The sequence below is a fragment of the Actinospineispora eucalypti genome, assembly GCF_039543365.1.
Classification (GTDB): Bacteria; Actinomycetota; Actinomycetes; order Mycobacteriales; family Pseudonocardiaceae; genus Pseudonocardia; species Pseudonocardia eucalypti.
In genome coordinates this window covers 106,719-127,274 of record NZ_BAABJP010000015.1, presented here as the reverse complement: position 1 = coordinate 127,274, position 20,556 = coordinate 106,719, and the positions used below count along the sequence as shown (strand labels likewise).

Here is a 20,556-nt window from a genome sequence, read left to right as displayed (position 1 = left end):
GTTGACGTGTGGTTCGCCGATCTCGCCCTGACCGCCTCGGTGGCGGTGTTCCTCGCCGTGGTGCTGGCCTGGCCGCTGGTGCGGCTGGCCGACCGTGAGGGATGGTCGGCCAGCGCTGTGCGGCCGGTGCTGCGCACCGGCTCGGTGACCGCCGCCGCCCTGCTGCTCGGCCAGGCGGTCGTGGTGGACGCGGTGGCCGACGAGAACGGCCTGCACGTGGCCGACGCGCCGACGCTGGCCTGGTTCGTGGCCCACCGCACCGAGGCCCTGACCGCCGTGGCCAAGGCGCTCGCCCTGCTCGGCGGCACGGTGGCGATGACCGTGGTCGCCACGGTCACCGCGGTCACCCTGTGGCTGCGCGGGCGCCGCCCGCGGGCCGTGGTGGTGGCGGTGACCGCGTTCGGCGGGGGACTGCTGGTGACCGGGTTCAAGCACCTCTACGCCCGGGACCGCCCGCCGGTGATCGACCGGCTGGACGAGCTGACCAGCCACTCGCTGCCGTCCGGGCACGCGCTGGGCAGCACCGTGGTGCTCGGCCTGCTGGCCGCCGTGGTGGCGCTGCACGTGCGCCGCCGGGCCGCCCGGGCCGGAGTGATCGCGGCCGCCGCGGTGACGGTGGTGGCCGTCGGGGTGAGCCGGCTGTACCTGGGGGTGCACTGGCTGACCGACGTGCTCACCGGTTGGCTGCTCGGCGGTGCCTGGCTGGCCGTCGCGGTCACCGCGCTGGTGCTGCTGCGCGGCGGCGGCCGGGGTCAGCCGGTGAGATCCCGGACGTCCCAGACCACGGTGTCGCCCCGGTCCTGACCGGGCCGGCCCAGCAGGGCGTCCAGCACGGCGCGCAGTTCGGCCTGGCGCGGGTGCGGCGGGAGTACCACCGAGTCGGCCTGCCAGTAGCGCAGGTCGGCCCGCGCCTGGTCCCGCTCGACCTGGCCGATGGCCGGGACCGGGTTGACGGTCTTCGCCGCCTGCTCCAGCAGCTGGGAGGTGGGCCGGCGCTCGGCGCCGTAGGTGCCTTGGCGGTCCGGTCCGATCGGGCCGACGAAGTAGCCCTCGGGCAGCGCGTACTCCAGGTTCGCCAGCACCTGCCAGTGCAGCGCCTCGACCGAACCGACCGCCGGCAGCGGTACCGGGACGATGGTGCGGCCCGGCCGGGCCAGCTCGCGCCAACCGCCGTCGCGCAGCGGCGCGGGCGGCTCCGGGCGGTCCTCGACGATGAACCGGACGGGCAGGATGGGCAGCGCGGCGACCACCAGGCCCAGCGGCCAGAGCCGCCGGGCGGTGAACCAGCCGCCGTGCGGCGCGGCCATCGCCCGGTCGGTGGCCAGCGCCAGCAGCACCCCCAGCGCGGGCAGGCAGGCGAACACCAGCCGGGCCTCGAGCAGCGACTCGTAGAGCGGGAGCTTCTGCAGCAGCAGCCAGGGCCCGGGGATGCCGGTGTCGTACTCGTTCACGATCAGCGTGCCGCCGGCGGACAGCACGGCCAGCACGACGAAGGTGATGACGGCCAGCCGGGCGGGCAGCTCCCGGCGCAGCCACACCGCCGCCGCGACCACCAGCAACATCAGCGGCCAGCCGAGGAAGGCGTTCTGCTCGGTGGGGTTGGCCACCACCTGGCCGGGGTCGGTGAGCTGCCCGCCGATGGACTGCTTGGGCAGCTGCACGAAGTTGGCCAGGTCGTTGCCCGCCGGCCCGTGCTCCAGCGCGTGGTAGCTGGCCGGCCCGGCGAACTGCACCCACAGCGGGTAGGCGACGACCATGCCGGCCACCGCCCCGGCCACTCCCAGCCCGGCGGCCAGGCGAGAGGCCATGTCCGCCGCGGCGCGCGGCCGTAGCGCCACGAAAGCCAGCGCCCACACCGCGCAGCCGGTGGCGAAGATGAGCAGCGGCTCCTCGCCGACCAGCACCTGCCAGCCGACCAGCCCGCCGAGCACCAGCCCGTCCCGGACCGTCCGGGCCCCGGAGCCGCACAGCCGGAGCAGGAACAGCGCGATCACCGGCAGCAGGAAGGTGGCGGTGAAGTTGGGGTGGGCATGGGCGTGGGAGACCACCGGCGGGGTGAACGCACAGCAGGCGCCGCCGACCGCGGCGGCCCACTGGGACCGGGTGAGGCGCCGGGAGAACACCCAGTACCAGGCGACGGCGGTGCCGGCCAGCCCGCCGGTGAGCACCACGGCCCAGGTGACGGACGGCCCGGCCAGCAGGGTGAGCGGGGCCAGCGGCACGGCCAGCCCCGGCATGGCCGTGTTGGCCATCAGGTTCACGCCGGCCGGGTGGTTCTGCAGGGCGGTGAACAGGACCGGGTGCCCCTGGGCCACGGCCTGCGCCTGCACCGCGAAGAACCACTCGAAGAGTTTCTGGTCCTCGCCGCTGTCGGTCAGGTAGCCGTTGGGCAGGGTCAGCCAGAGGTCCCGGTACAGCCCGAACGCCACCAGCAGGTAGGTGGCGATGATGATCGCGTCCAACGCCCTGGACCGCGCCGGCGCGGTCCGGGGTGAGGCACGGCTGACCCCCGGCGGAGCGTTGTCGATGAGCAACGAAGCTTTCACATCCCCCTGGTCCGGCCCCGCACCCTACCCGCCCAGTACATGCTCCGCGGTCGCGGTGGCCAGCGCTCGTGCGCGGGCGGTGTCGGCGCACAGCCGGCCGCCGCGCTTCACCACCCGGCCGGCCACCAGCACCGTGTCCACCATGCCCGGGTGCGCGGCGAGCACCACGGCGTCCGCCGCCGCGCGAAGCGGAGCCAGCCCGACCGAGTCGGTGCGCAACAGCGCCAGGTCGGCCGCCTTGCCCGGCTCGATGGAACCGACCCGGTCGGCCAGCCCGGCGGTGCGCGCGCCGTCCACCGTGGCCATGCGCAGCACGTCGGCGGCGGGCAGCGGGGGCTCGCCGTCCGGGGTCGCCGCGCGGTGTGCGGCCAGGGCGAACCGCATCTGGGTGAACAGGTCGCCGGCGGCGGCCGCCTCGGAGTCCACGCTCAGCCCGGGCCGGATGCCGGCGGCGAGCAGCTCCCGCAGCACCACCCGCGAGCCCAGCCGGGGCATGGTCAGCTCGATCTGCGGGCTGATGGACACGGTGCAGCCGTGGTCGGCGAGCATCTTCAGGTCCTCGGCGCTGGCCCCGGTGGCGTGCACGACGGTGAGGTCCGGGCCGAGCAGGCCGGCGTCGGCCATGGCCCGGATGCCCCGCTGGTGCGGCCCGGCCGGGCCGCTGGCCACGTGCGCGGTGATCGGGATGCCCAGCTCGCGCGCCAGGCCGAAGTCGGCGGCGGTGGTCTCGATGCCGGTGAAGTCGGGTCCCCGGGCGCCCATGGCGGCGGTGACCAGTGCCTGGTCGTCGGCGAGCAGCTCGGTGCGCACCCGGCGCAGGTCGGCGGGGTGCGGCCCGGCCTCGGCCGGCGGTTCGGCGCCGATCGGCCCGCAGTGCGCGAACACCGCGCGCACGCCGGCGTCGCGCAGCGCGGCCACCGAGGCGTCCGAGTGCGCCGGGGAGAGTTGGATGTGCGACCAGTCGACCACCGTGGTGATCCCGGCGTCCAGCGCGGTGAGCGCGCCCAGCAGGGTTCCGGCGTACACGTCCTCCGGGCGGAACCGCCGCCCGCTGCCGAACAACAGCTCGCGCAGGTAGTCGGGGAGCGACCACTGCGCTCCGAGGTGTCGGACCGGGGTCTGCCAGGTGTGCCGGTGGGTGTCCACCAGCCCGGGCAGCACCAGCATCCCGGTGGCATCCAGCACCTCCGTGCCGGCTGGCGCGGCGAGGTCCTGTCCCACGGTGGTGATCACGCCGTCCTCGATCAATACGTCGCCGGCGGGCAGCTCGGTGCCGTCTGGGTCCATGGTCAGCAGCCAGCCGTTCCTTACGAGCATCTTCGACCCCTCTCTCGGTAAAAAGCTTTTGATAAAGCTTAACAAAAAGCGAAAGGTGTGACGGCTTGTTGGGTGGTTGGGTTTACCGATGGCTTGGACGGCGCGGCTTGGGTCGGTCCGAGACGTGAATTAGATGCAGACGGGACGAATGAGGCTGGTGCGGCGTCAGGCCCGGGCCCTTCGAGCTGGCCCGGCCGACGTTCCCAGGTTGATCGCCATCCGTGGCGGTTGAGCGTCGAAAATCGACGCCAAACCGCCAGAGACAACGATCTCCCCCTCCGGCAGGGGCGGAGGGCGACCAGCGAGGCCATTCGCGTACCACACGCGAGCGCCACACCAGCGACATGCCCATCCGCCGCGGGTTGGGCCGCCGCCCGCGCCTCCCGGGTTGGTCGCGCACCGTGACGACGGTGGGCGGCGGAGCTGGTTGATCCGAGGGCGCGGCTCATCGAGGTGGACGCCAGTCTGGTGTAAATCATGATCGAGTCAGACTCACGTCCATCTCGATGGGCCGAGCGGCGGCGGAACCCAAGCCAGTCGTAACGCACCGTAACCCCAGGGTCGAGACGCTCAGGTCGAACGGCCGTCCGGGGCGGGCCTCGGCGGTCGGTGGTCGAATTCCGGATTAGGCTCGGTGGCCATGAGCGCCAGTCCGGACCGAGCCGTGCGCGCCGACGCGGTGGACGGGATCGTGGCGGCCTGGCGGGACGAGCTGCCCGAGGTCGCCGGGCTGCCCCTGGAGCTGGCCAAGCGCGCCGGCCGGCTGGCCGCCCTGATCGACGTTGTCACCGTGGCCGAGCTGGATCGGCTGGGCCGCACCAAGGCCGAGTACGAGGTGCTCGCCCGGCTGCGCGCGGTGGGCGAGCCGTACCGCTGCAAGCCGCACGACCTGTCCAGCTCGCTGCTGCTCTCCTCCGGCGGCACCACCAACGTGCTGCACCGGCTGACCGCCGCCGGGCTGGTGCTGCGCGAGGCCGACCCGGCGGACCGGCGCAGCGTGTGGGTGCGCCTCACCCCGGCGGGCGTGACGGCGGCCGAGAAAGTGGTGCTCGCGGTGAACCAGGCGCAGTCCGCGCTGCTCGCCCGGCTGCCCGAGGACACCGCGCGCCGGCTGGCCGACCTGCTGCGCGACGTGCTCGCATCGCTGGATCCGGGTGGCGTCCGGCCGCCGTGGCGACCGGGGCCATGATGGGGTGGTGACCCCTTCCCGGAGTGGTGACCACCCGGCGCGACTGCCCCGGCGCGCGGTGTTTCGCGGCGGCCTGGCGGTCGGATTGGCTCTCGGCCTGGGCGCCTGCGCGTCCGCCGGGCCTGACTCTGCCGCCGGGGCGGCCGGGAGCCAGCCCGGCACGAACCCGCCCGGTGTCGACGGCGCGCCACCCGGCGCCGGCGCGAGACCAGGCTCGGCCCCGGGCGGAACGCCACCCGAATCGGCCCCGGGCACTTCGAACGGCGGGCCGGCGGTCGAGCTGGTCCGGGCGCACACCGGGCGCCCGGAGGTGGCGCTGACCTTCCACGGGGCCGGTGACCGCGAGCTGGACCGGCGGATCCTGGAGGCGCTGTCCAAGGGCGGCGCTCAGGTCACCGTGCTGGCCATCGGGACCTGGTTGGCCGAGTACCCGGACGCCGCGCGCATGGTCATCGACCTCGGCCACGAACTGGGCAACCACACCTGGTCGCACCGTACGATGAGCCGGCTGAGCGTGGCCGAGCAGCGCGCCGAGATCGAGCGTTGCCGGGACCGGATCGACCAGCTCACCGGGACCCCCGGCGCGTTCTTCCGGCAGTCGGCCGCGCAGCACGCCACGGCGGAGCAGCTGAAGCTGGCCGGCGCGGCCGGCTACCCCAGGGTGCTGTCCTACGACCTGGACTCGCTGGACTGGACCGACCCGGGGCCGGCGACCGTGCGCGCCCAGCTGCGCAAGGCGACGGCCGGCAGCGTGGTGAGCATGCACCTGGGCCACCAGGGCACGCTGCGCGCGATCCCGGACATCCTGGCTGACCTGCGCGGCCGGGGCCTGCGCGCGGTCAGCGCCGGCCGGCTGTTCAGCTGAGAGCTCGGGCCCGCTCGTCAGTTGTTCCGACCGGCCGTCGCGTGTCACGCCGCGCGCGGCGCACCAGCGTCGCCGTCCGACGACCGTACGGCGAGCGCCGATTCTAAAGTGATTTAAGCTATTACCCTGTTCGGAGTACGCGCCCGGGCAGATCTGTCTGTTCGATGAGGAGTGGACATGGCGCCAACCAGCGGACCGGCGGTGCTCGAACGCGCGCGGTCCATCGACTGGGTAGGGCGAGGCACCGCGCTGCCCGTTCAACGGCATGACGAAGTGGTCGCCGCGCTCACCACGGTGGCGGACGTGCTGCCCGGGTTCGAGGCGCCCGAGCCGGCCGGGGTGGACGAGTACCAGGGCGCGCAGCGGGCCGTGCGCACCGCATGGGACCGGGTGTTCGCCGCGCTCAGTGTCGCGCTGCACGGTGAGGCCGGGGCCATCGGCCAGCCGCCGGTCTGCCCCACCCGGCACCTGGACCTGCTGAACGAGCTGAAGCGCCTGGACCAGGAGCTGTACGCGGACCGGCTGCGGCTGCGGGACGCCGCGCTGGGCCGGGTCACCGAGGCGCTGTCCCAGCTGCGCGAGCCCACCTCCACCGACGAGCTGCTCGGCCAGGCGCTGGCCGCGATGGCCGTGCTCGGCTTCGACCGGGCCATCCAGTCCCGGGTGGAGGAGACCACCTGGATCACCGACCGGACCTGGATCGAGCGCGACCCCAAGTGGGCCGACGACGTGCTGGAGGTCGGCCGGGCCAACCCGAGGGTGCTGGACCGCAGCCTGGTGGAGACCGAGATGCTCCGCCGCAAGGCCGGCATCGTGGTGCAGGACGTGCAGGAGCGGCCGGCGGTGAACCGGGCGATCGCCGAGGCGTCGCTGTCCAACTCCTACGTGGCGGTGCCCCTGCTGGCGCAGGGCGAAGTGGTCGGCTTCCTGCACGCGGACTGCTACTACCAGGGCCGGGAGATGGACGAGTTCGACCGGCTGCTGCTCACGATCTTCGCCGAGGGGGTCGGCCAGGCGCTCGGCCGCACCGTGATGATGGACCGGCTCACCTCCATCCGCACCGGGTTCGACCAGGTTGCCGGGGTGCTCGCGGCGGCCACCCAGCAGCGGGTGGAGCTGGGCGTGCGGGCGCCCCGCCGGGTCACCGCGATGCCCGGAGCCTTCGCGCCGCTGCGTCACCCGGGTTTCGACGACCTCCCCACCGGCTCCGGCGAGGGATCGGCCACGCTCACCCGGCGTGAGGTGGAGGTGCTGCGGCTGATGGCCGCCGGTGACACCAACGGGCGAATCGCCCGCCGCCTGGTGATCTCCGAAGGCACGGTGAAGTCGCACGTCAAGCACATCCTGCGCAAGCTCGGCGCGGCGAACCGGGCGGAAGCGGTTTCCCGGTGGTTGGGTATGGAACACCAGCGCAACGGCGCCGTCGGACCGGGCCGCGAGGCCTGAGCGCGCACCGTTCCGGGCGAGGGAGCGAGACGATTTTCGGCATCGTACTTTTCGGCATCGTCGGGCTGGGTCTGATCGCGCTCGGCTGGTGGGGCGTGCGGTACGGCGCCGGGACCGTCCGCGCCCCGTCCAACTGGGACGAGGTGATCGTGGAGCGGCGGCGGCGGACGTTGCGCCGGGGATCCGTGGTGTGCCTGGTCGTCGGGCTGGCGTTCATGCTGCTCGCGGGGGTCTCGCTGACCTCGCCCCCGCCGCCCCCGCCGCCGGCGGCTCCGGTCGCGCCACCCGCCCCGCCGAGATGAGGATGGCAGACATGAGGACCACCCCGCCGGACGTGGAGTTCGACGACATCACCACGATCCTGGGCAACACGCCGATCCTGCACCGGCTGGCGCTGCACGTCCCGGCCGGGCGGGTGACCGTGCTGATGGGTCCGTCCGGGGTCGGCAAGACCACACTGATCAAGAACCTGGTCGGGCTGCTCGAGCCGGACGCCGGGGAGATCCGCATCGGCGGCGAGGACCTGTGGGACGCCGACCCGGAGCGCCGCCGCGAGGTGCGCGGCAACGTCGGCGCCATGCTCGGCGGCAGCACGCTGTACGCCACCTCGGTGTTCAGCTCGATGAGCGTGCTGGAGAACCTCACCTACAGCCTGCGCATGGTCGGCGTGCCGGAGGAGGAACAGCGGCCGCGCGCCCTGGCCCGGCTGGAGGAGCTGCGCCTGCTGGACGTGGCCGACTGGCTGCCGGAGCGGCTGCCGGCGCACGCGGCCAAGCGGCTGGCGCTGGCCCGGGCGCTGGTCATCGACGCCCCGCTGACCGTGCTCGACGAGATCGACGTCGGGCTGGACACCATGCACACCCAGGCGATGCTGGCCGCCGTGGCCGCCCTGCGGGACCGCACCGGCTGCACCCTGCTGGTCACCACGCACAACCTGGAGGTGGCCCGGACCCTGGCCGACAAGCTGGCCATCCTGGTGAAGGGCCAGATCGTGGCCCAGGGTCCGCCGACCGTCGTGCTGGACGGGATCCACGACACCGCCGACTTCGACCGGCGCTTCGAGTTCTCCGACATGAGCGGCGCGCCCAAACTGGCCGACGCGCGCGCGGTCCTGGACGAGGAGTCGACCCGGGTCGCCGGGACCACCGCGAAGGGCAAGCTGACCGACAGCGACGCCGGCTACGCGGTGGACCCCCGGCAGGTCGGGCTGGCGGTGGCCGCCGTGGTGATCCTCGCCGCCGTCTTCCTGCTGGTGCTGGTGTTCGTGTAGGTGCCGGTTGGCTGGGTGGTGCCGCATAGAGCGGCTTGGACGGCGCGGCTAGGTGGTCTGCTGCGGCTCGGGTGCAGCCCGTCGCGTTTGCGCTGGGGGAGGGCGATCACTCGCCCGGCCTCACCAGCCACATACGTTTCAGGTTGCGGTACGACATCCACACCATGGGGGTTCACGCAAGATCAAACCCTCGCCATGTGGATGTCGTGGTTGACATCGTGGGTGAACGCCCGCCGTAGCCCGGCCCAGCGCAACAGGCCGCACCCGAGCCTCGGCAGACCACCCAGCCGCGCCGTCCACGCCGTCTTAAACCCAGCCACCCACCAAAACCGCCGGCCAGCAGTCACGCGTGACTGTTCTCGTCCAGGAGTAGGTACGTGATCTCCCGCCACATCGGCAGATGTGGGTCGTCGCTGTGCGCGTGCGGGCTGAAGGCGTAGGTCAGTGCCACGCCGCGCATGCTGGTCAGCATCAGCTCGCAGACCATGGGGAAGCGGGGGTGGCTGGAGAACCTCGGCCCGAACATGGTGTTCAGCAGGTGCTGGATGGCGGTGCCGATGCGGCGCTCCGCCGGGTGCAGCGCGGCGCGCAGGCGCTCGTCGTTGCGTGCGGCGGTCCACAGCTCGATGGACCCCCAGAAGAACTTCTGCCGGTGGGTCGACCAGGCCATATCCACCGCGCGGTCCAGCCGCTCGACGTCCGAGCCGGAGAAGTTCCGCCACGCCTCCGCCGCCCGGTCCTCCAGCTCCGCCAGATAGGTGCTGGACAGGTACGAGCAGGCGGCAACCAGCAGGCCCTCCCGCGATGGGAAGTGGTGCAGCAGCCGGCCCCTGGAGACCCCGGCCCTGGCCTGGATGGTGAGCGTGGTGGTGCGGGCGTAGCCCAGCTCGTAGAGGCAGTCCAGGGTGGCGTCCAGGATCAGCTGGCGGCTGTCGGCGGTGCGTTCGCTGCGGCTGCGGCCCCGTTGGGCCCGGCGCTGCTGGGCGGGTGCGGCCATCTTCGAGCTAGGCCGAGCGGTGCGCCGGGCGAGCGGCGCCCATCGGCCGTGACGGGGTGGCGCCGCTGCCGACGCCCACCAGGCGCACGATGCCGGTGGAACCGTCCACCTCCACGCTCACCCCCTCGCTGATCCGGCTGGTCGCCTCCACGGTCGCGGTGACGCACGGGATACCCAGATCCCGGCAGGCCACCGCGACGTCGGACAGCGCCGCCCCGTTGTCCACCACGACCGCCGCCGCGATGGGCAGTAACGGTACCCAGTTCGGGCCGGCGGTGGGCAGCACCAACACGTCCCCGGGCCGCAACGCGCCGGGTGCGGTCGGTGTGCGGGGCAGTTTCGCCGGCCCGGTGCCGGTGCCCGGGCTGACCGCCGTGCCCTGCAGCCCGCCGCGGCCGGTGAGCGGGCGGGCGGTGCTGCCGTTCGGCCAGTGCACCACCGAGGCCGGCTGGCCGACGGTGACGTACGGGGGCTGGTAACCGCCGAGCGCGTAGTAGTCGTAGGCCCGCATGCGAAGCCGCTCGGCCAGCTGGGACGGGTCCGCGACGAACTCGTCCAGCTCCTCGCCGAGCAGCATGAAGATCTGCTCCACGCCGTCCAGCAGCCCGCCGCGCACGTGCCGCTGGCCCAGCTCACGGGCGGCCAGCCGCTGCTCGTGGTGCAGCGCGGAACAGGCCGACCGGATGCGCTGGCGGGCCAGCAGCCAGCCCCCGGTGGAGGCCAGTGCCGCATCGAACCGGGCGGTGGCCCTGGGGGACCCGTCCAGGGCCCGGCGCACCAGGCCGGCGGTCGCCCCGCTGTGCTCGGCCTGCCGGCGGATCCGTTCGGCCGGGTCCGGCCCGTGCTCCACCGGGCGCAGCACGTCCAACGCGGCCAGCGCGACCAGCGGGTTGGTGCCGCAGGTGTCGGCGGACAGCTCCCACTCCGCCGGCCCCTGGTGGCCGTAGCGGGTGCGCAGCGCGACCAGCCAGGAGCGCAGCCGGCCGACGTCCCCGTTGCGCGCGGACTCCAGCTGGGCCAGCACGGCGGGCAGGCCCTGGTCGAACAGCGCGGTCAGCTTCTCCGACCGGTTGACCAGCCGGACCAGCTGGTACAGCTGGCCGAACGGCCCCTCGGTGATCGCGCCGGCGGTGCCGGCGACCAGTGCGCCGGTGATGCCCGGGTAACCGGCGTCCTCGGTGGCCCGGGTGAGCAGGTCGGCGGTGACCGAGGTGGCCAGCTCGGCGCGGACGTACCGGCGCAGCGCGGTGCGCAGCTCGCCGCGCACCCCGTTGATCCGGGCCACCAGCTCGGCGTCGGTGCAGCCGGCCAGCTCGGGGCGGGTGGTCTGCAGCTCGGTGAGCCGGCGGGCCAGCCGGCCGTGCTCCTGCGCCTCCTCCGAGTCGCCGGGGCCGCGCAGCACCCGCTCGGTCCACGACCGCAGCAGCTCGGTGCTGGTGTCCGGGCTGGGGCGTTCCTCCCGCTGGCGCGGCACGTCCGGCCGTTCCCCCAGGTACTGGCGGGCGAACGCCATCGGGTCCGCGCCGCCGGCGCAGGTGCCGAACAGGCGCAGCAGCGAGGTGTTCAGGTACATCCGGCCGCCGAAGCGCAGCACCGGGTCCGGCTCGGCCGCCTGTTCGGGCAGGGGGCGCAGCCCGGCCTCCGCGTACGCCTCCGCCCACGCGGGTCCCAGTTCGGCGCCGACGCCGACCGACCCGGTCAGCGGGCTCACCGGGTCGGGGCAGAGGTCGCCGACCACGGCACGCGAATAGAGCGGGTAACGGGCCGACGCCCGCTGGTCCAGTTCCCACTCCATGGCCGACAGTGTGGCCGGTCACAGCTTTACGGTCAAATCTGACTGTTTCCGAGCGTGTCGAGTGAACTTCGAAATATCGCGGCCCCGACCCGGTAGGTTTGGCAGTCCCGCGAAAGTTGCCGAGGTGCCACATGACGTTGGATGAGCTCGTCGCCCGCGTGTACGCGGCGCCCCGCGGCCCCAAGGTGGCCGCCTTCTTCGACTACGACGGCACGGTGATCACCGGCTACTCGGCGATGGCCTTCTACAACAAACGCCTGCGGGACCGGGACATGGGCGTCGCCGAGCTGGCCAAGACCAGCTGGGCCAGCGTGCGCGGCATCCGCACCGAGCGCGAGTTCGGCGAGCTGCTGGACCTCTCGCTGGCGGCCTGGCGGGGCAAGACCCCCGACGAGCTGATGGCGCTGGGCCGCGAGCTGTTCAAGCACGAGATCGCCGCCGCGCTGCACAGCGAGGTGTGGCAGCTGATCGAGGCCCACCACGCGATGGGCCACACCGTGGTGCTGGCCTCCTCCGCGACCCGGTTCCAGGTGGCGCCGATGGCCGAGGACATCGGCGCGGACCACGTGCTGTGCACCGAGCTGGAGGTGGTGGACGGCATGGTCACCGGGCGCCCGCTGGGCGCCCCGCTGTGGGGGCTGGGCAAGGCGCGCGCGGTGCGCCGGCTGGCCGCCGAGAAGGACATCGACCTGGCCACCTCGTTCGCCTACAGCAACGGCGACGAGGACGTGATGTTCCTGGAGACGGTGGGCAGCGCGGTGGCCGTGGAGCCGCAGGAGGCGCTGGCCGCCGAGGCCGGCCGGCGGGGCTGGCCGGTGCTGCGCTGCGTGCCCCGGGGTGGCCGGCCCAGCCCGGTGGAGATGCTGCGCACGGTCGGGTTCTACGGCGGGTTCGCCGCCGCCGTCGGCGCCGGCATCGGGGTGGGGCTGCTGCGCCGTTCCCGCCGGGACATGCTGGACGTGAGCACCGGGCTCGGCGCGGACCTCAGCCTGGCGCTGGCCGGGGTGCGGGTGGACGTGCTGCGCGGCGCCGAGTACCTGGACCACCGGCCCGCCGTCTTCGTGTTCAACCACCAGAGCAAGCTGGACCCGATCATCGCGATGAAGCTGCTGCGCGGCGGGTTCACCGGGGTGGCCAAGAAGGAGGCCAAGAACATCCCCGGGTTCGGCCAGCTGTTCCAGCTCGCCGACGTGGCGTTCGTGGACCGGGGCAACACCGCACAGGCGGTCAAGGCGCTGGAGCCGGCGGTGGCCAAGGTCCGGGACGAGGGCATCTCGCTGATCATCTCGCCCGAGGGGACCAGGTCGGCGACGCCCCGGCTGGGCCGGTTCAAGAAGGGCGCCTTCCACATCGCCATGCAGGCCGGGGTGCCCATGGTGCCCATCGTGATCCGCAACGCCGGCGAGGTGATGTGGCGCGGCGCGCAGGCCATCCGGGCCGGCACGGTCGAGCTGGTCGTGCTCCCGCCGGTGCCCACCCGGGATTGGCGGGTGGAGACGCTCGCGGACCATGTCGCGGCGGTGCGCGGCCTGTTCGTGGAGACGCTGGCCAACTGGCCGAAGGGGGAGGAAAAGTGACCTCGAGGGACCGTCCGCTGGGCTGGGGCGCGGAGGCGGAGATGAACGCCTTCGAGACGATGATGTGGCGGGTCGAGTCGGACCGGAAGCTGCGCTCCCCGGTGTGCGGGCTGGAGGAGCTGGACACGGTGCCGGACTGGGACCGGTTCCTGGCCGCGCACGAGTGGGGGGTGCGCATGGTGCCCCGGTTCCGCCAGCGGGTGGTGGAGCCGCCGCTCGGCCTCGGCGCGCCCCGATGGACCGAGGACCCCGACTTCGACCTGCGTTTCCACGTGCGGCGCACCCGGCTGCCGGGCGGCGGCGGCTGGCCGGAGCTGCTGGAAGCGGCCGCGCAGGTGATGATGACCCCGTTCGACCGGACCCGTCCGCCGTGGGAGGCGGTGCTGTTCGAGGGCCTGCCCGGCGACCGCGCGGCCTACCTGCTCAAGCTGCACCACGTGGCCAGCGACGGCATGGGCTTCATGCAGCTGTTCTCCCAGCTGCACTCGCGCACCCGCGAGCCCAACCCGAACAAGCCGCAGCCGCCGATGGTGCCGGCCGAGGAGACCAGCCCGATGGACGCGCTGGTGCACCAGGTGAGGCACGACGCCGAGGCGTTGCCCGACCTGCTGCGCGACGCCGGCGACGGGGCGCTGCGCGCCCTGCGCGACCCGGGCAAGGCGCTGCGCGGCGCGCACCGGTACGGCCAGTCCCTGCTCCGGGTGTTGCGGCCGCCCGAGGCACCGGGCTCCCCGCTGCTGGCCAAGCGCGGCATGACCTGGCGGTTCGGCGCGCTGGACGTCCCCTTCGCGGACCTCAAGGCGGCCGGCAAGGCGGCCAACGGTTCGGTCAACGACGCCTTCCTGGCCGCCCTGCTGGGCGGTTACCGGCTCTACCACGAGGCGATGGGCGTCCAGGTGGACGCGATCCCGATGGCCATCCCGATCTCCGTGCGCAAGGCCGGCGACTCGGAGGGCGGCAACAAGATCGCCTCGGCCCGGCTGTCCGGCCCGGTGAGTACCAAGGACCCGAGGTCGCGCATCGAGGAGGTGCGCTCGGTGATCCTCACCGCGCGCGCCGAGCCGGCGCTGGACACCATCGGCGCGTTCTCCCCGGCGCTGGCCCGGCTGCCCGGCCCGGTGATCGCGCAGATCGCCGGCCCGATGACCAAGGGCAACGACCTGCAGGCCAGCAACGTGCCCGGCGTGCGCGAGGACCTCTACCTGGCCGGCGCGAAGATCGAGCGGATGTACCCGTACGCCCCGCTGCCCGGCTGCGCGGCGATGATCACCATGGTCACGCACGGCGAGGTGGCCTGCGTCGGGGTCAACTACGACGCCGCCTCCTTCACCGAGCCGGAGCTGTTCATCCGGTGCCTGGTCGACGGCTTCGCCGAGGTCCTGGCCCTCCACCCCGGCTCCGCCAGCCCGGTGTCCAGGTAGTTCTCCCTCGATAGGGGTACGCCTTCCGCCAGCGAGGGAGATGCCGGTTCGTGGTCGGCGCGCCACACTGAGTCATCCACGGGAGGAATGGAGGCCGAAAGTGACCACAGGTGTTGACTTTTACCCGGCCACCGCCGAGAACAAGCCGGACTACTCGCCGATCGATGTGTCCTCCAAGGCGTTCTGGAACCAGACGTCGGAGGAAAGGGACCAGCGGTTCGCGCAGCTGCGCGCCCAGGACCCGGTCTCGTGGCAGCGTCCGGTGGAGGACGCGGTGGTCCCCGACCCGAACGACCCCGGCTATTGGGCGCTGGTCAGGCACGCCGAGATCGTCGAGGTCAGCCGGGACAACAAGACCTACATCTCGGGCCAGGGCGTGCAGTTCGACATGTTGCCGCCCGAGGGGCTGGAGATGTCCCAGTCCTTCCTGGCCATGGACGCGCCGAAGCACACCAAGCTGCGCCGGCTGATCAGCGCGGCGTTCACCCCGCGCCAGGTGGCCCGGATCGACGAGCAGATCAAGACGGCCGCCCGCGAGGTGGTGGACGGCTTCGCCCGGGACTCCGGCGGCGAGATCGACTTCGTGGACCGGTGCGCCGAGCCGCTGCCGGTGCGGCTGTTCTGCGACATGTTCGGGGTGCCGACCGAGCTGCGCGCGGCGACCACCAAGGCGGCGGGTGACGTGGTCTCCTGGGCCGACCCGGAGCGCCTGGGCAACCGGCCGGCCGCCGAGGTGATGCTCGGGGCCTGCCAGGAGCTGCACGGCATCGCGCACCAGATCCTGGCCGAGCGGCGGCGCAACCGCACCGAGGACCTGTTCAGCAACCTGGTGGACGCCGAGGTGGACGGCCAGAAGCTGAGCGACGCGGAGATCGGCGCGTTCTTCGTTCTCATGTCGGTGGCCGGCACGGACACCACCAAGCACACCTCCAGCCTCACCGTGAAGGCGATGACCGACTTCCCGGACCAGCGGGACTGGCTGCGCGCCGACTACGACAACCGGATCGGCACCGCCGTCGAGGAGTTCGTCCGGTTCGGCTCGCCGGTGATGACCTTCCGCCGCACCGCGGTGCGGGAGACCGAGCTGGGCGGCAAGCGGATCATGCCGGGGGACAAGGTGGTGCTGTTCTACCCGTCCGGCAACCGCGACCCCGAGGTGTTCGCCGACCCGGACCGGTTCGACCTGTCCCGCGACCCGAACCCGCACGTCGGCTTCGGCGGCGGCGGCGTGCACTTCTGCCTCGGCAACGGGCTGGCGAAGAGCGCTCTGCGCGCGCTGTTCAAGGAACTGCTCACCCGGATCCCGGATTTCGAGGCCGGCGAGCCGGACCTGCTGGGTACGAACTTCATGCGCGGCGTGAAGCGCCTACCCTTCAGGTTCACACCGGAGAGATGACGCGGAACGCGGCAGAGCACGCGCCCAGTTAGGCGCGTGCGGGACACAGTGAGGTGGACAGGATGCGCATCGTCGTGGATCGCACCAGGTGCACGGGGCTGGGCATGTGCGAGGCGGAGGCCCCGGACGTGTTCGAGGTGCAGGACGACGGGACGCTGGTGATACTCAACGAAACGCCCGGCGCGGACCTGCGGGAGGCGGTCGAGATGGCCGTCGACGGCTGTCCCACCGAGGCGTTGTCCATCGTTGAGGACTGAGAGGACCGGGACCTTCCAGTGACCGAACGTCTTGTCGTGGTCGGGGCCTCGCTGGCCGGGTTGCGGGCGGTGCAGGCGGCCCGCAAGGCCGGCCACACCGGCCCGCTGACCCTGGTCGGCGGGGAGGAACACCTGCCGTACGACCGCCCGCCGCTGTCCAAGGCCTACCTGGAGGCCGAGGGCCCCGACGGCGGGGAGCCGGAGGACCCCACCTACCGCACCGAGGACGAGCTGCGCGGCGAGCTGGACCTGGACCTGCGGCTGGGCACCTGGGCCACCGGCCTGGACGCCGGGCGCAAGGTGGTCAAACTGGGTGACGAGGAGTTGGCGTACGGCGCACTGGTCATCGCCACCGGCGCGGCGGCCCGCAACCTCCCCGGCGTCGAGGGCATCGCCGGCGTGCACACGCTGCGCACCAGGGACGACGCGGACGCCATCCGGGCGGCGCTGGTCGCGGGCGCGCGGACGGTGGTGGTCGGTGCCGGGTTCATCGGCTCCGAGGTGGCGTCCAGCGCGCGCAAGCACGGGGTCTCGGTCACCGTGCTGGAGGCGCTGCCGGTGCCGCTGGTCCGCTCGGTGGGCGAGCAGATCGGCCGGGCGTGCGCCGACCTGCACCGCGGCCACGGCACCGACCTGCGCTGCGGGGTGATGGTCACCGGCCTGGAGAGTTCGGACGGCCGGGTCACCGGGGTCGCGCTGGACGACGGCAGCGTGGTGCCGGCCGACCTGGTCGTGGTCGGTACCGGGGTGAAGCCGTGCACCGACTGGCTGGTCGACTCCGGCGTCAAGCTGCACGAGCGGGACGGCGGCATCATCTGCGACGCGACCCTGAGCACCGGGCTGCCCGGGGTGTACGCCGCCGGCGACCTGGTGCACTTCCCCAACCCGCTGTTCGACGACCTGTCCATGCGCCTGGAACACTGGACCAACGCCTCCGAGCAGGGCATGTTGGCCGCGCGCAACGCGCTGGCCCCGGACGAGGCGAAGCCCTCGGCGACCGTGCCCTACTTCTGGTCGGACTGGTACGGCAGCCGGATCCAGTTCGTCGGCGTCCCGCAGGCGGAGGAGATCCGGGTGGTGAGCGAGGAACTGGGCGAGGAGAAGTTCCTCGCGCTGTACCGCCGGGGCGACCGGATCACCGGTTGCATCAGCATCGACCGCCCCGCCCAGATCATGAAATACCGCCGCCTGATCATGCAAAGCAAACCCTGGTCCGCCGCCCTCGAACTAGCCGGCGTCTAACCACCCCCACCGAGCGCAAGCTGAGTCCGGTGATTCCTTGATCGAAACCGGACTCAGCTTGGTCTCGGTGCCCGGCGCGCGAGTAGACCCCGAACCTTGCTGGCGGTCTGGTGGATGGCGCGCAGGTCGTTGTGGCCGAAGCGGAGGGTTTCCCAGCCGTATCCGGCCAGCCGGGTGTCGCGCTCCCGGTCCCTTTCCCAGCGCCAGCGCTCCAGGTGGATGCGGCCGTCGTACTCGATGGCCAGCCTCGCGGGCGGGTAGGCAAGGTCCGCCTTGGCCAACAGGAAGCCGAACTCGTCGAGAATCTCGTACTGGGTTTCGGGGGTGGGCAGGCCCTCCAGTACCAGTCCGACCCGCAGCCTGGTCTCCGGCGGCGACTCGGCCCTCGGGTCGGCCAGGGCGACGATGCGGTCCAGCCGTCGGCAGCCCCGGGCGCCCGGATGTTTCGCCCGGTAATCCAGCAGATCCGTCGGCTCGAACCCGGCTCGGCGCGCCAAGGCGTCCACCGCCACGACCGCCTCGACCAGGGGGACGCGGCGTGCCAGGTCCCATGCGGTGCGCACGGGGGTCGTCACGCGGCAGTTGTGCGCCTGGACCAGGTCGGCCGCCTCGATGCGGTCCCCACACGTCCGCAGTCCTCGTGGCCGGTACATGAAGCGCGGTGCCGCTACCTCTGCCTGGGCATTCGCGGGGGCGAAGTCCGCGTCGAGGAGCTGTGCCGCCGAGTATCCGACCAGCGCCCCGCCCTGGTCGCGGACCAGCAGGTAGGCCGCGCGGGACCGGGTGAACAGGTCCAGCGGGGCGGAGGCGGGCAGAAAGATGTCCGGGAACACCCGCTGGAACCGCGGCCCGTACAGCTGGTGCCGAGTGAGCACCCCCGCGCGAACCGCCTCACTACCCCGAAACGGCCCCTCCAACACTCCCCAACCCTGCCCCACCGGCCCGCCCAGCGGAGCCGTTTCGGCAAATCCGCACCGAGACCAAGCTGGGTCCGGTCATTTCTTGATCGAAACCGGACTCAGCTTGGTCTCGGCGGTGCGTTCGGCGAGCGGGGTGGGCTAGAGGCCGAGGGATTTGCCGATGATTTCTTTCATGATTTCGGTGGTGCCGCCGTAGATGCGGGTGATGCGGGCGTCGGCGAAGGCCCTCGCGATGGGGTACTCGGTCATGTAGCCGTAGCCGCCGTGCAGTTGCAGGCAGCGGTCCATCACGCGGCCCTGTAGCTCGGTGCACCACCACTTGGCCTTGGCGGCGTCGTCGGCGGTCAGCTCGCCGGCGTTGAGCAGGCGGATGCCCCGGTCCACGTACTGCTGCGCGATGTCCACCTCGGTGGCGATCTCGGCGAGCACGAACTTGCTGTTCTGGAACGCGCCGATGGGCTGGCCGAACGCCTTGCGCGCCCGCACGTACTCCAGCGTCTGCTCCAGCGCGACCCGGGCGGCGGCGACGGCGGACAGCGCGATGGACAGGCGCTCCTGGGGCAGGTTGGCCACCAGCTGGAGGAAACCCTGGCCCTCGTCGCCGAGGAGGTTGGTCACCGGGACCGCCACGTCGGTGAACGACAGCTCGGCGGTGTCCTGCGCGTGCTGGCCCAGCTTGTCCAGGTTGCGCCCGCGCTCGAAGCCGGGCATGCCCCGCTCGATGATCAGCAGGCTCATGCCCTTGTGCCTCTGGGCGGGGTCGGTCTTCACCGCCGTGATCACCAGGTCGGCGTTGATGCCGTTGGTGATGAAGGTCTTCGCGCCGTTCACCACGTAGTGGTCGCCGTCGCGCAGCGCGGTGGTGGACATGGAGGCCAGGTCGGAGCCGATGCCCGGCTCGGTCATCGCGATGGCGGTGATCAGCTCGCCGCTGACGATGCCCGGCAGCCAGCGGTCCCGCTGCTCCTCGGTGCAGTAGCGCAGGAAGTAGGGCAGCGCGATGTCGTTGTGCAGGGTGATGCCGAGGCCGGCGGCGGCCGCGCCGGCCCGCGCCGCCTCCTCGCCGATCACCGCGTTGAACCGGAAGTCGTCCACCCCGCCGCCGCCGTACTGCTCGGGCACCTCCATGCCCAGCAGGCCGGCCTTGCCGGCGGTGGCGAACAGTCCCCGGTCCACGATGCCGGCCGCATCCCACTTGTCCAGGTGCGGTACCACTTCCCGGTCCAGGAAGGCGCGCACCGTCTCCCGGAACGCGTCGTGGTCGGCCTCGTACAAGTCGCGCTGCACCGTGGGCTCCTTTGCTGGTGTGGGAGCCCGACTTTACCTAATCAGCGATAAAAACTGCTCAGTAGCCGATGTAGTGGCCGGCGGCGGCCTTGCGTCCACCGCTGGCCAGGGTGTCCAGGCCGTAGTTGGCGATCATGTAGCGAACGCCGGCGGTGATGTTGGCGACCGGGTCGGTGATGGGCCGGTTCTTGAGCTCGGGCAGCACGTAGGCCCGGAAGGTGCTCGGGATGACCTGCATCAGGCCCTGCGAGGGGCGGCCGGCCAGCGCGTTGCTGTCCCACCGGTTGATCGCCTTCGGGTTGCCCCGGGACTCGGCCATGATGATCTTCTTCAGGCCGGCGGAGTAGGACTGGCTGAGGTTCATCTTGTTCAGCGCGACGCTGATCCAGTCGTTCAGGTTGCCGCCCCCGGCCAGGATGGCGGCCTCCTTGACGGCGGCGGCGTGCACGGCGGCGGCCTCGACGGCCAGGCGCTCGCCCTTGTGCAGTGCCTCGACGTCCCGCTTGTCGGCCGAAGCCACCCGGTTGCCGGGGATGGCCACCGGGGCGAGCGCGTGCGCGGCCGCCCGGGCCAGCTTGGGGTCCAGGTCGCTGGTCGCGGCGCTGGCCGGCGCGATGCGCAGCGGCTTGCTGGCGGCGGCCATGGTGCCGGTGGCGGTGCTCGCCTCGTCGGCGTCGGCGGTGTTCGCGGAGTGGCCGGGATCGGCGCCCATCAGGGTGCCGGTGACCACGGCGCCGAGCGCGGCGGTCGTGGTGACGACGGTGTTGCCTCGGATCGGGGGCTTGGCCGGGACCCGCCGGTGCTGGCTGGTCCGCACGGCGTCGGCCATGGCCACGGTGCGTTCGGCGTCGTGCGACGCGTATGCGCCGGTGTGGCGCATGCCGACCGGGCTGGGTACCGACGTCATCGCCGGTACCGTGCCGCGGCCGCCTGGGGAGCGGTGACGACCCACGTACGTTGTCTGCCTTTCCGCGATCGTCGGTCCGCGCCTGAGCATCCGGTTCGGGGTCCGGGAAGCCGGTGGGGAGCCG

General features: G+C 72.5%; 18 protein-coding genes. 11 read left to right on the top strand and 7 right to left on the bottom strand.

Annotated elements, in window-relative coordinates; genetic code table 11:
• Positions 1-6: 6 nt before the first annotated feature.
• A complete protein-coding gene (locus tag ABEB12_RS16675; RefSeq protein ID WP_185059516.1) occupies positions 7-804 on the top strand; it encodes a phosphatase PAP2 family protein in 798 nt (265 codons plus the stop codon).
• Here the strand turns inward: ABEB12_RS16675 and ABEB12_RS16670 are convergent.
• Complete coding sequence (locus tag ABEB12_RS16670) at positions 753-2,546, bottom strand: glycosyl transferase (protein ID WP_345702878.1); 1,794 nt, start codon at positions 2,544-2,546, stop codon at positions 753-755. The genes ABEB12_RS16675 and ABEB12_RS16670 overlap by 52 nt on opposite strands.
• Positions 2,547-2,570: 24 nt before the next feature.
• On the bottom strand, positions 2,571-3,863 hold the full coding sequence (locus ABEB12_RS16665) for an amidohydrolase family protein (RefSeq protein WP_185059520.1): 1,293 nt from the start codon (positions 3,861-3,863) through the stop codon (positions 2,571-2,573).
• A 640-nt stretch (positions 3,864-4,503) separates the two neighbouring features.
• Here ABEB12_RS16665 and ABEB12_RS16660 point away from each other — a divergent pair.
• From ABEB12_RS16660 to ABEB12_RS16640, 5 genes are all read left to right on the top strand, one after another.
• On the top strand, positions 4,504-5,052 hold the full coding sequence (locus ABEB12_RS16660) for a MarR family transcriptional regulator (RefSeq protein ID WP_185059522.1): 549 nt from the start codon (positions 4,504-4,506) through the stop codon (positions 5,050-5,052).
• A gap of 7 nt (positions 5,053-5,059) precedes the next feature.
• Complete coding sequence (locus ABEB12_RS16655; protein WP_345702877.1) at positions 5,060-5,917, top strand: polysaccharide deacetylase family protein; 858 nt, start codon at positions 5,060-5,062, stop codon at positions 5,915-5,917.
• 177 nt (positions 5,918-6,094) lie between these two features.
• On the top strand, positions 6,095-7,363 hold the full coding sequence (locus ABEB12_RS16650; RefSeq protein ID WP_185059524.1) for a LuxR C-terminal-related transcriptional regulator: 1,269 nt from the start codon (positions 6,095-6,097) through the stop codon (positions 7,361-7,363).
• 95 nt (positions 7,364-7,458) lie between these two features.
• Entirely contained in the window at positions 7,459-7,665 is a 207-nt protein-coding gene (locus ABEB12_RS16645; protein ID WP_185059526.1) for a hypothetical protein, read from the top strand.
• 11 nt (positions 7,666-7,676) lie between these two features.
• Positions 7,677-8,633, top strand: a complete 957-nt coding sequence (locus tag ABEB12_RS16640) for an ATP-binding cassette domain-containing protein (RefSeq protein ID WP_185059528.1) — start codon at positions 7,677-7,679, stop codon at positions 8,631-8,633.
• A gap of 343 nt (positions 8,634-8,976) precedes the next feature.
• Here the strand turns inward: ABEB12_RS16640 and ABEB12_RS16635 are convergent, their stop codons facing one another.
• Together ABEB12_RS16635 and ABEB12_RS16630 are read right to left on the bottom strand one after the other, a co-directional pair.
• Positions 8,977-9,630 (bottom strand): TetR family transcriptional regulator, encoded by a 654-nt coding sequence (locus ABEB12_RS16635; protein ID WP_185059530.1) that lies wholly within the window; start codon positions 9,628-9,630, stop codon positions 8,977-8,979.
• A gap of 7 nt (positions 9,631-9,637) precedes the next feature.
• Positions 9,638-11,425 carry a PEP-utilizing enzyme gene (locus ABEB12_RS16630; RefSeq protein ID WP_185059532.1) on the bottom strand — a complete coding sequence of 596 codons (1,788 nt, stop codon included), beginning with the start codon at positions 11,423-11,425 and terminating at the stop codon, positions 9,638-9,640.
• A 131-nt stretch (positions 11,426-11,556) separates the two neighbouring features.
• On the opposite strand from ABEB12_RS16630, the gene ABEB12_RS16625 reads away from it, so the two are divergent.
• The 5 genes from ABEB12_RS16625 (at position 11,557) to ABEB12_RS16605 (ending at position 17,318) form a co-directional block, all read left to right on the top strand.
• Positions 11,557-13,002 (top strand): HAD-IB family hydrolase, encoded by a 1,446-nt coding sequence (locus ABEB12_RS16625; RefSeq protein ID WP_185059534.1) that lies wholly within the window; start codon positions 11,557-11,559, stop codon positions 13,000-13,002.
• Positions 12,999-14,423: a wax ester/triacylglycerol synthase family O-acyltransferase gene (locus tag ABEB12_RS16620; RefSeq protein WP_345702876.1), complete on the top strand. Its 1,425-nt coding sequence runs from the start codon at positions 12,999-13,001 to the stop codon at positions 14,421-14,423. The genes ABEB12_RS16625 and ABEB12_RS16620 overlap by 4 nt, the downstream gene beginning before the upstream one ends.
• A gap of 100 nt (positions 14,424-14,523) precedes the next feature.
• On the top strand, positions 14,524-15,819 hold the full coding sequence (locus ABEB12_RS16615; RefSeq protein WP_345702875.1) for a cytochrome P450: 1,296 nt from the start codon (positions 14,524-14,526) through the stop codon (positions 15,817-15,819).
• 62 nt (positions 15,820-15,881) lie between these two features.
• The gene (locus ABEB12_RS16610; protein WP_185059537.1) at positions 15,882-16,076 is read left to right on the top strand and encodes a ferredoxin; all 195 of its coding nucleotides are present in this window, start codon (positions 15,882-15,884) and stop codon (positions 16,074-16,076) included.
• Positions 16,077-16,094: 18 nt separating this feature from the next.
• Positions 16,095-17,318: an FAD-dependent oxidoreductase gene (locus tag ABEB12_RS16605; protein WP_185059540.1), complete on the top strand. Its 1,224-nt coding sequence runs from the start codon at positions 16,095-16,097 to the stop codon at positions 17,316-17,318.
• Positions 17,319-17,371: 53 nt separating this feature from the next.
• Here the strand turns inward: ABEB12_RS16605 and ABEB12_RS16600 are convergent, their stop codons facing one another.
• The 3 genes from ABEB12_RS16600 to ABEB12_RS16590 all read right to left on the bottom strand — a co-directional run bounded on the left by ABEB12_RS16600 (position 17,372) and on the right by ABEB12_RS16590 (position 20,432).
• On the bottom strand, positions 17,372-18,193 hold the full coding sequence (locus ABEB12_RS16600) for a DUF559 domain-containing protein (RefSeq protein WP_185059542.1): 822 nt from the start codon (positions 18,191-18,193) through the stop codon (positions 17,372-17,374).
• 183 nt (positions 18,194-18,376) lie between these two features.
• Complete coding sequence (locus ABEB12_RS16595; RefSeq protein WP_185059544.1) at positions 18,377-19,525, bottom strand: acyl-CoA dehydrogenase family protein; 1,149 nt, start codon at positions 19,523-19,525, stop codon at positions 18,377-18,379.
• A gap of 58 nt (positions 19,526-19,583) precedes the next feature.
• Positions 19,584-20,432 (bottom strand): transglycosylase SLT domain-containing protein, encoded by an 849-nt coding sequence (locus ABEB12_RS16590; RefSeq protein WP_185059546.1) that lies wholly within the window; start codon positions 20,430-20,432, stop codon positions 19,584-19,586.
• Positions 20,433-20,556 lie beyond the last annotated feature (124 nt).

Excerpts from the sequence above, each read along its gene's own strand:
- ABEB12_RS16665 (WP_185059520.1), bottom strand. The coding sequence starts at position 3,863 with ATGCTCGTAAGGAACGGCTGGCTGCTGACCATGGACCCAGACGGCACC.
- ABEB12_RS16660 (WP_185059522.1), top strand. The coding sequence starts at position 4,504 with ATGAGCGCCAGTCCGGACCGAGCCGTGCGCGCCGACGCGGTGGACGGG.
- ABEB12_RS16650 (WP_185059524.1), top strand. The coding sequence starts at position 6,095 with ATGGCGCCAACCAGCGGACCGGCGGTGCTCGAACGCGCGCGGTCCATC.
- ABEB12_RS16640 (WP_185059528.1), top strand. The coding sequence starts at position 7,677 with ATGAGGACCACCCCGCCGGACGTGGAGTTCGACGACATCACCACGATC.
- ABEB12_RS16635 (WP_185059530.1), bottom strand. The coding sequence starts at position 9,630 with ATGGCCGCACCCGCCCAGCAGCGCCGGGCCCAACGGGGCCGCAGCCGC.
- ABEB12_RS16630 (WP_185059532.1), bottom strand. The coding sequence starts at position 11,425 with ATGGAGTGGGAACTGGACCAGCGGGCGTCGGCCCGTTACCCGCTCTAT.
- ABEB12_RS16625 (WP_185059534.1), top strand. The coding sequence starts at position 11,557 with ATGACGTTGGATGAGCTCGTCGCCCGCGTGTACGCGGCGCCCCGCGGC.
- ABEB12_RS16610 (WP_185059537.1), top strand. The coding sequence starts at position 15,882 with ATGCGCATCGTCGTGGATCGCACCAGGTGCACGGGGCTGGGCATGTGC.
- ABEB12_RS16590 (WP_185059546.1), bottom strand. The coding sequence starts at position 20,432 with ATGACGTCGGTACCCAGCCCGGTCGGCATGCGCCACACCGGCGCATAC.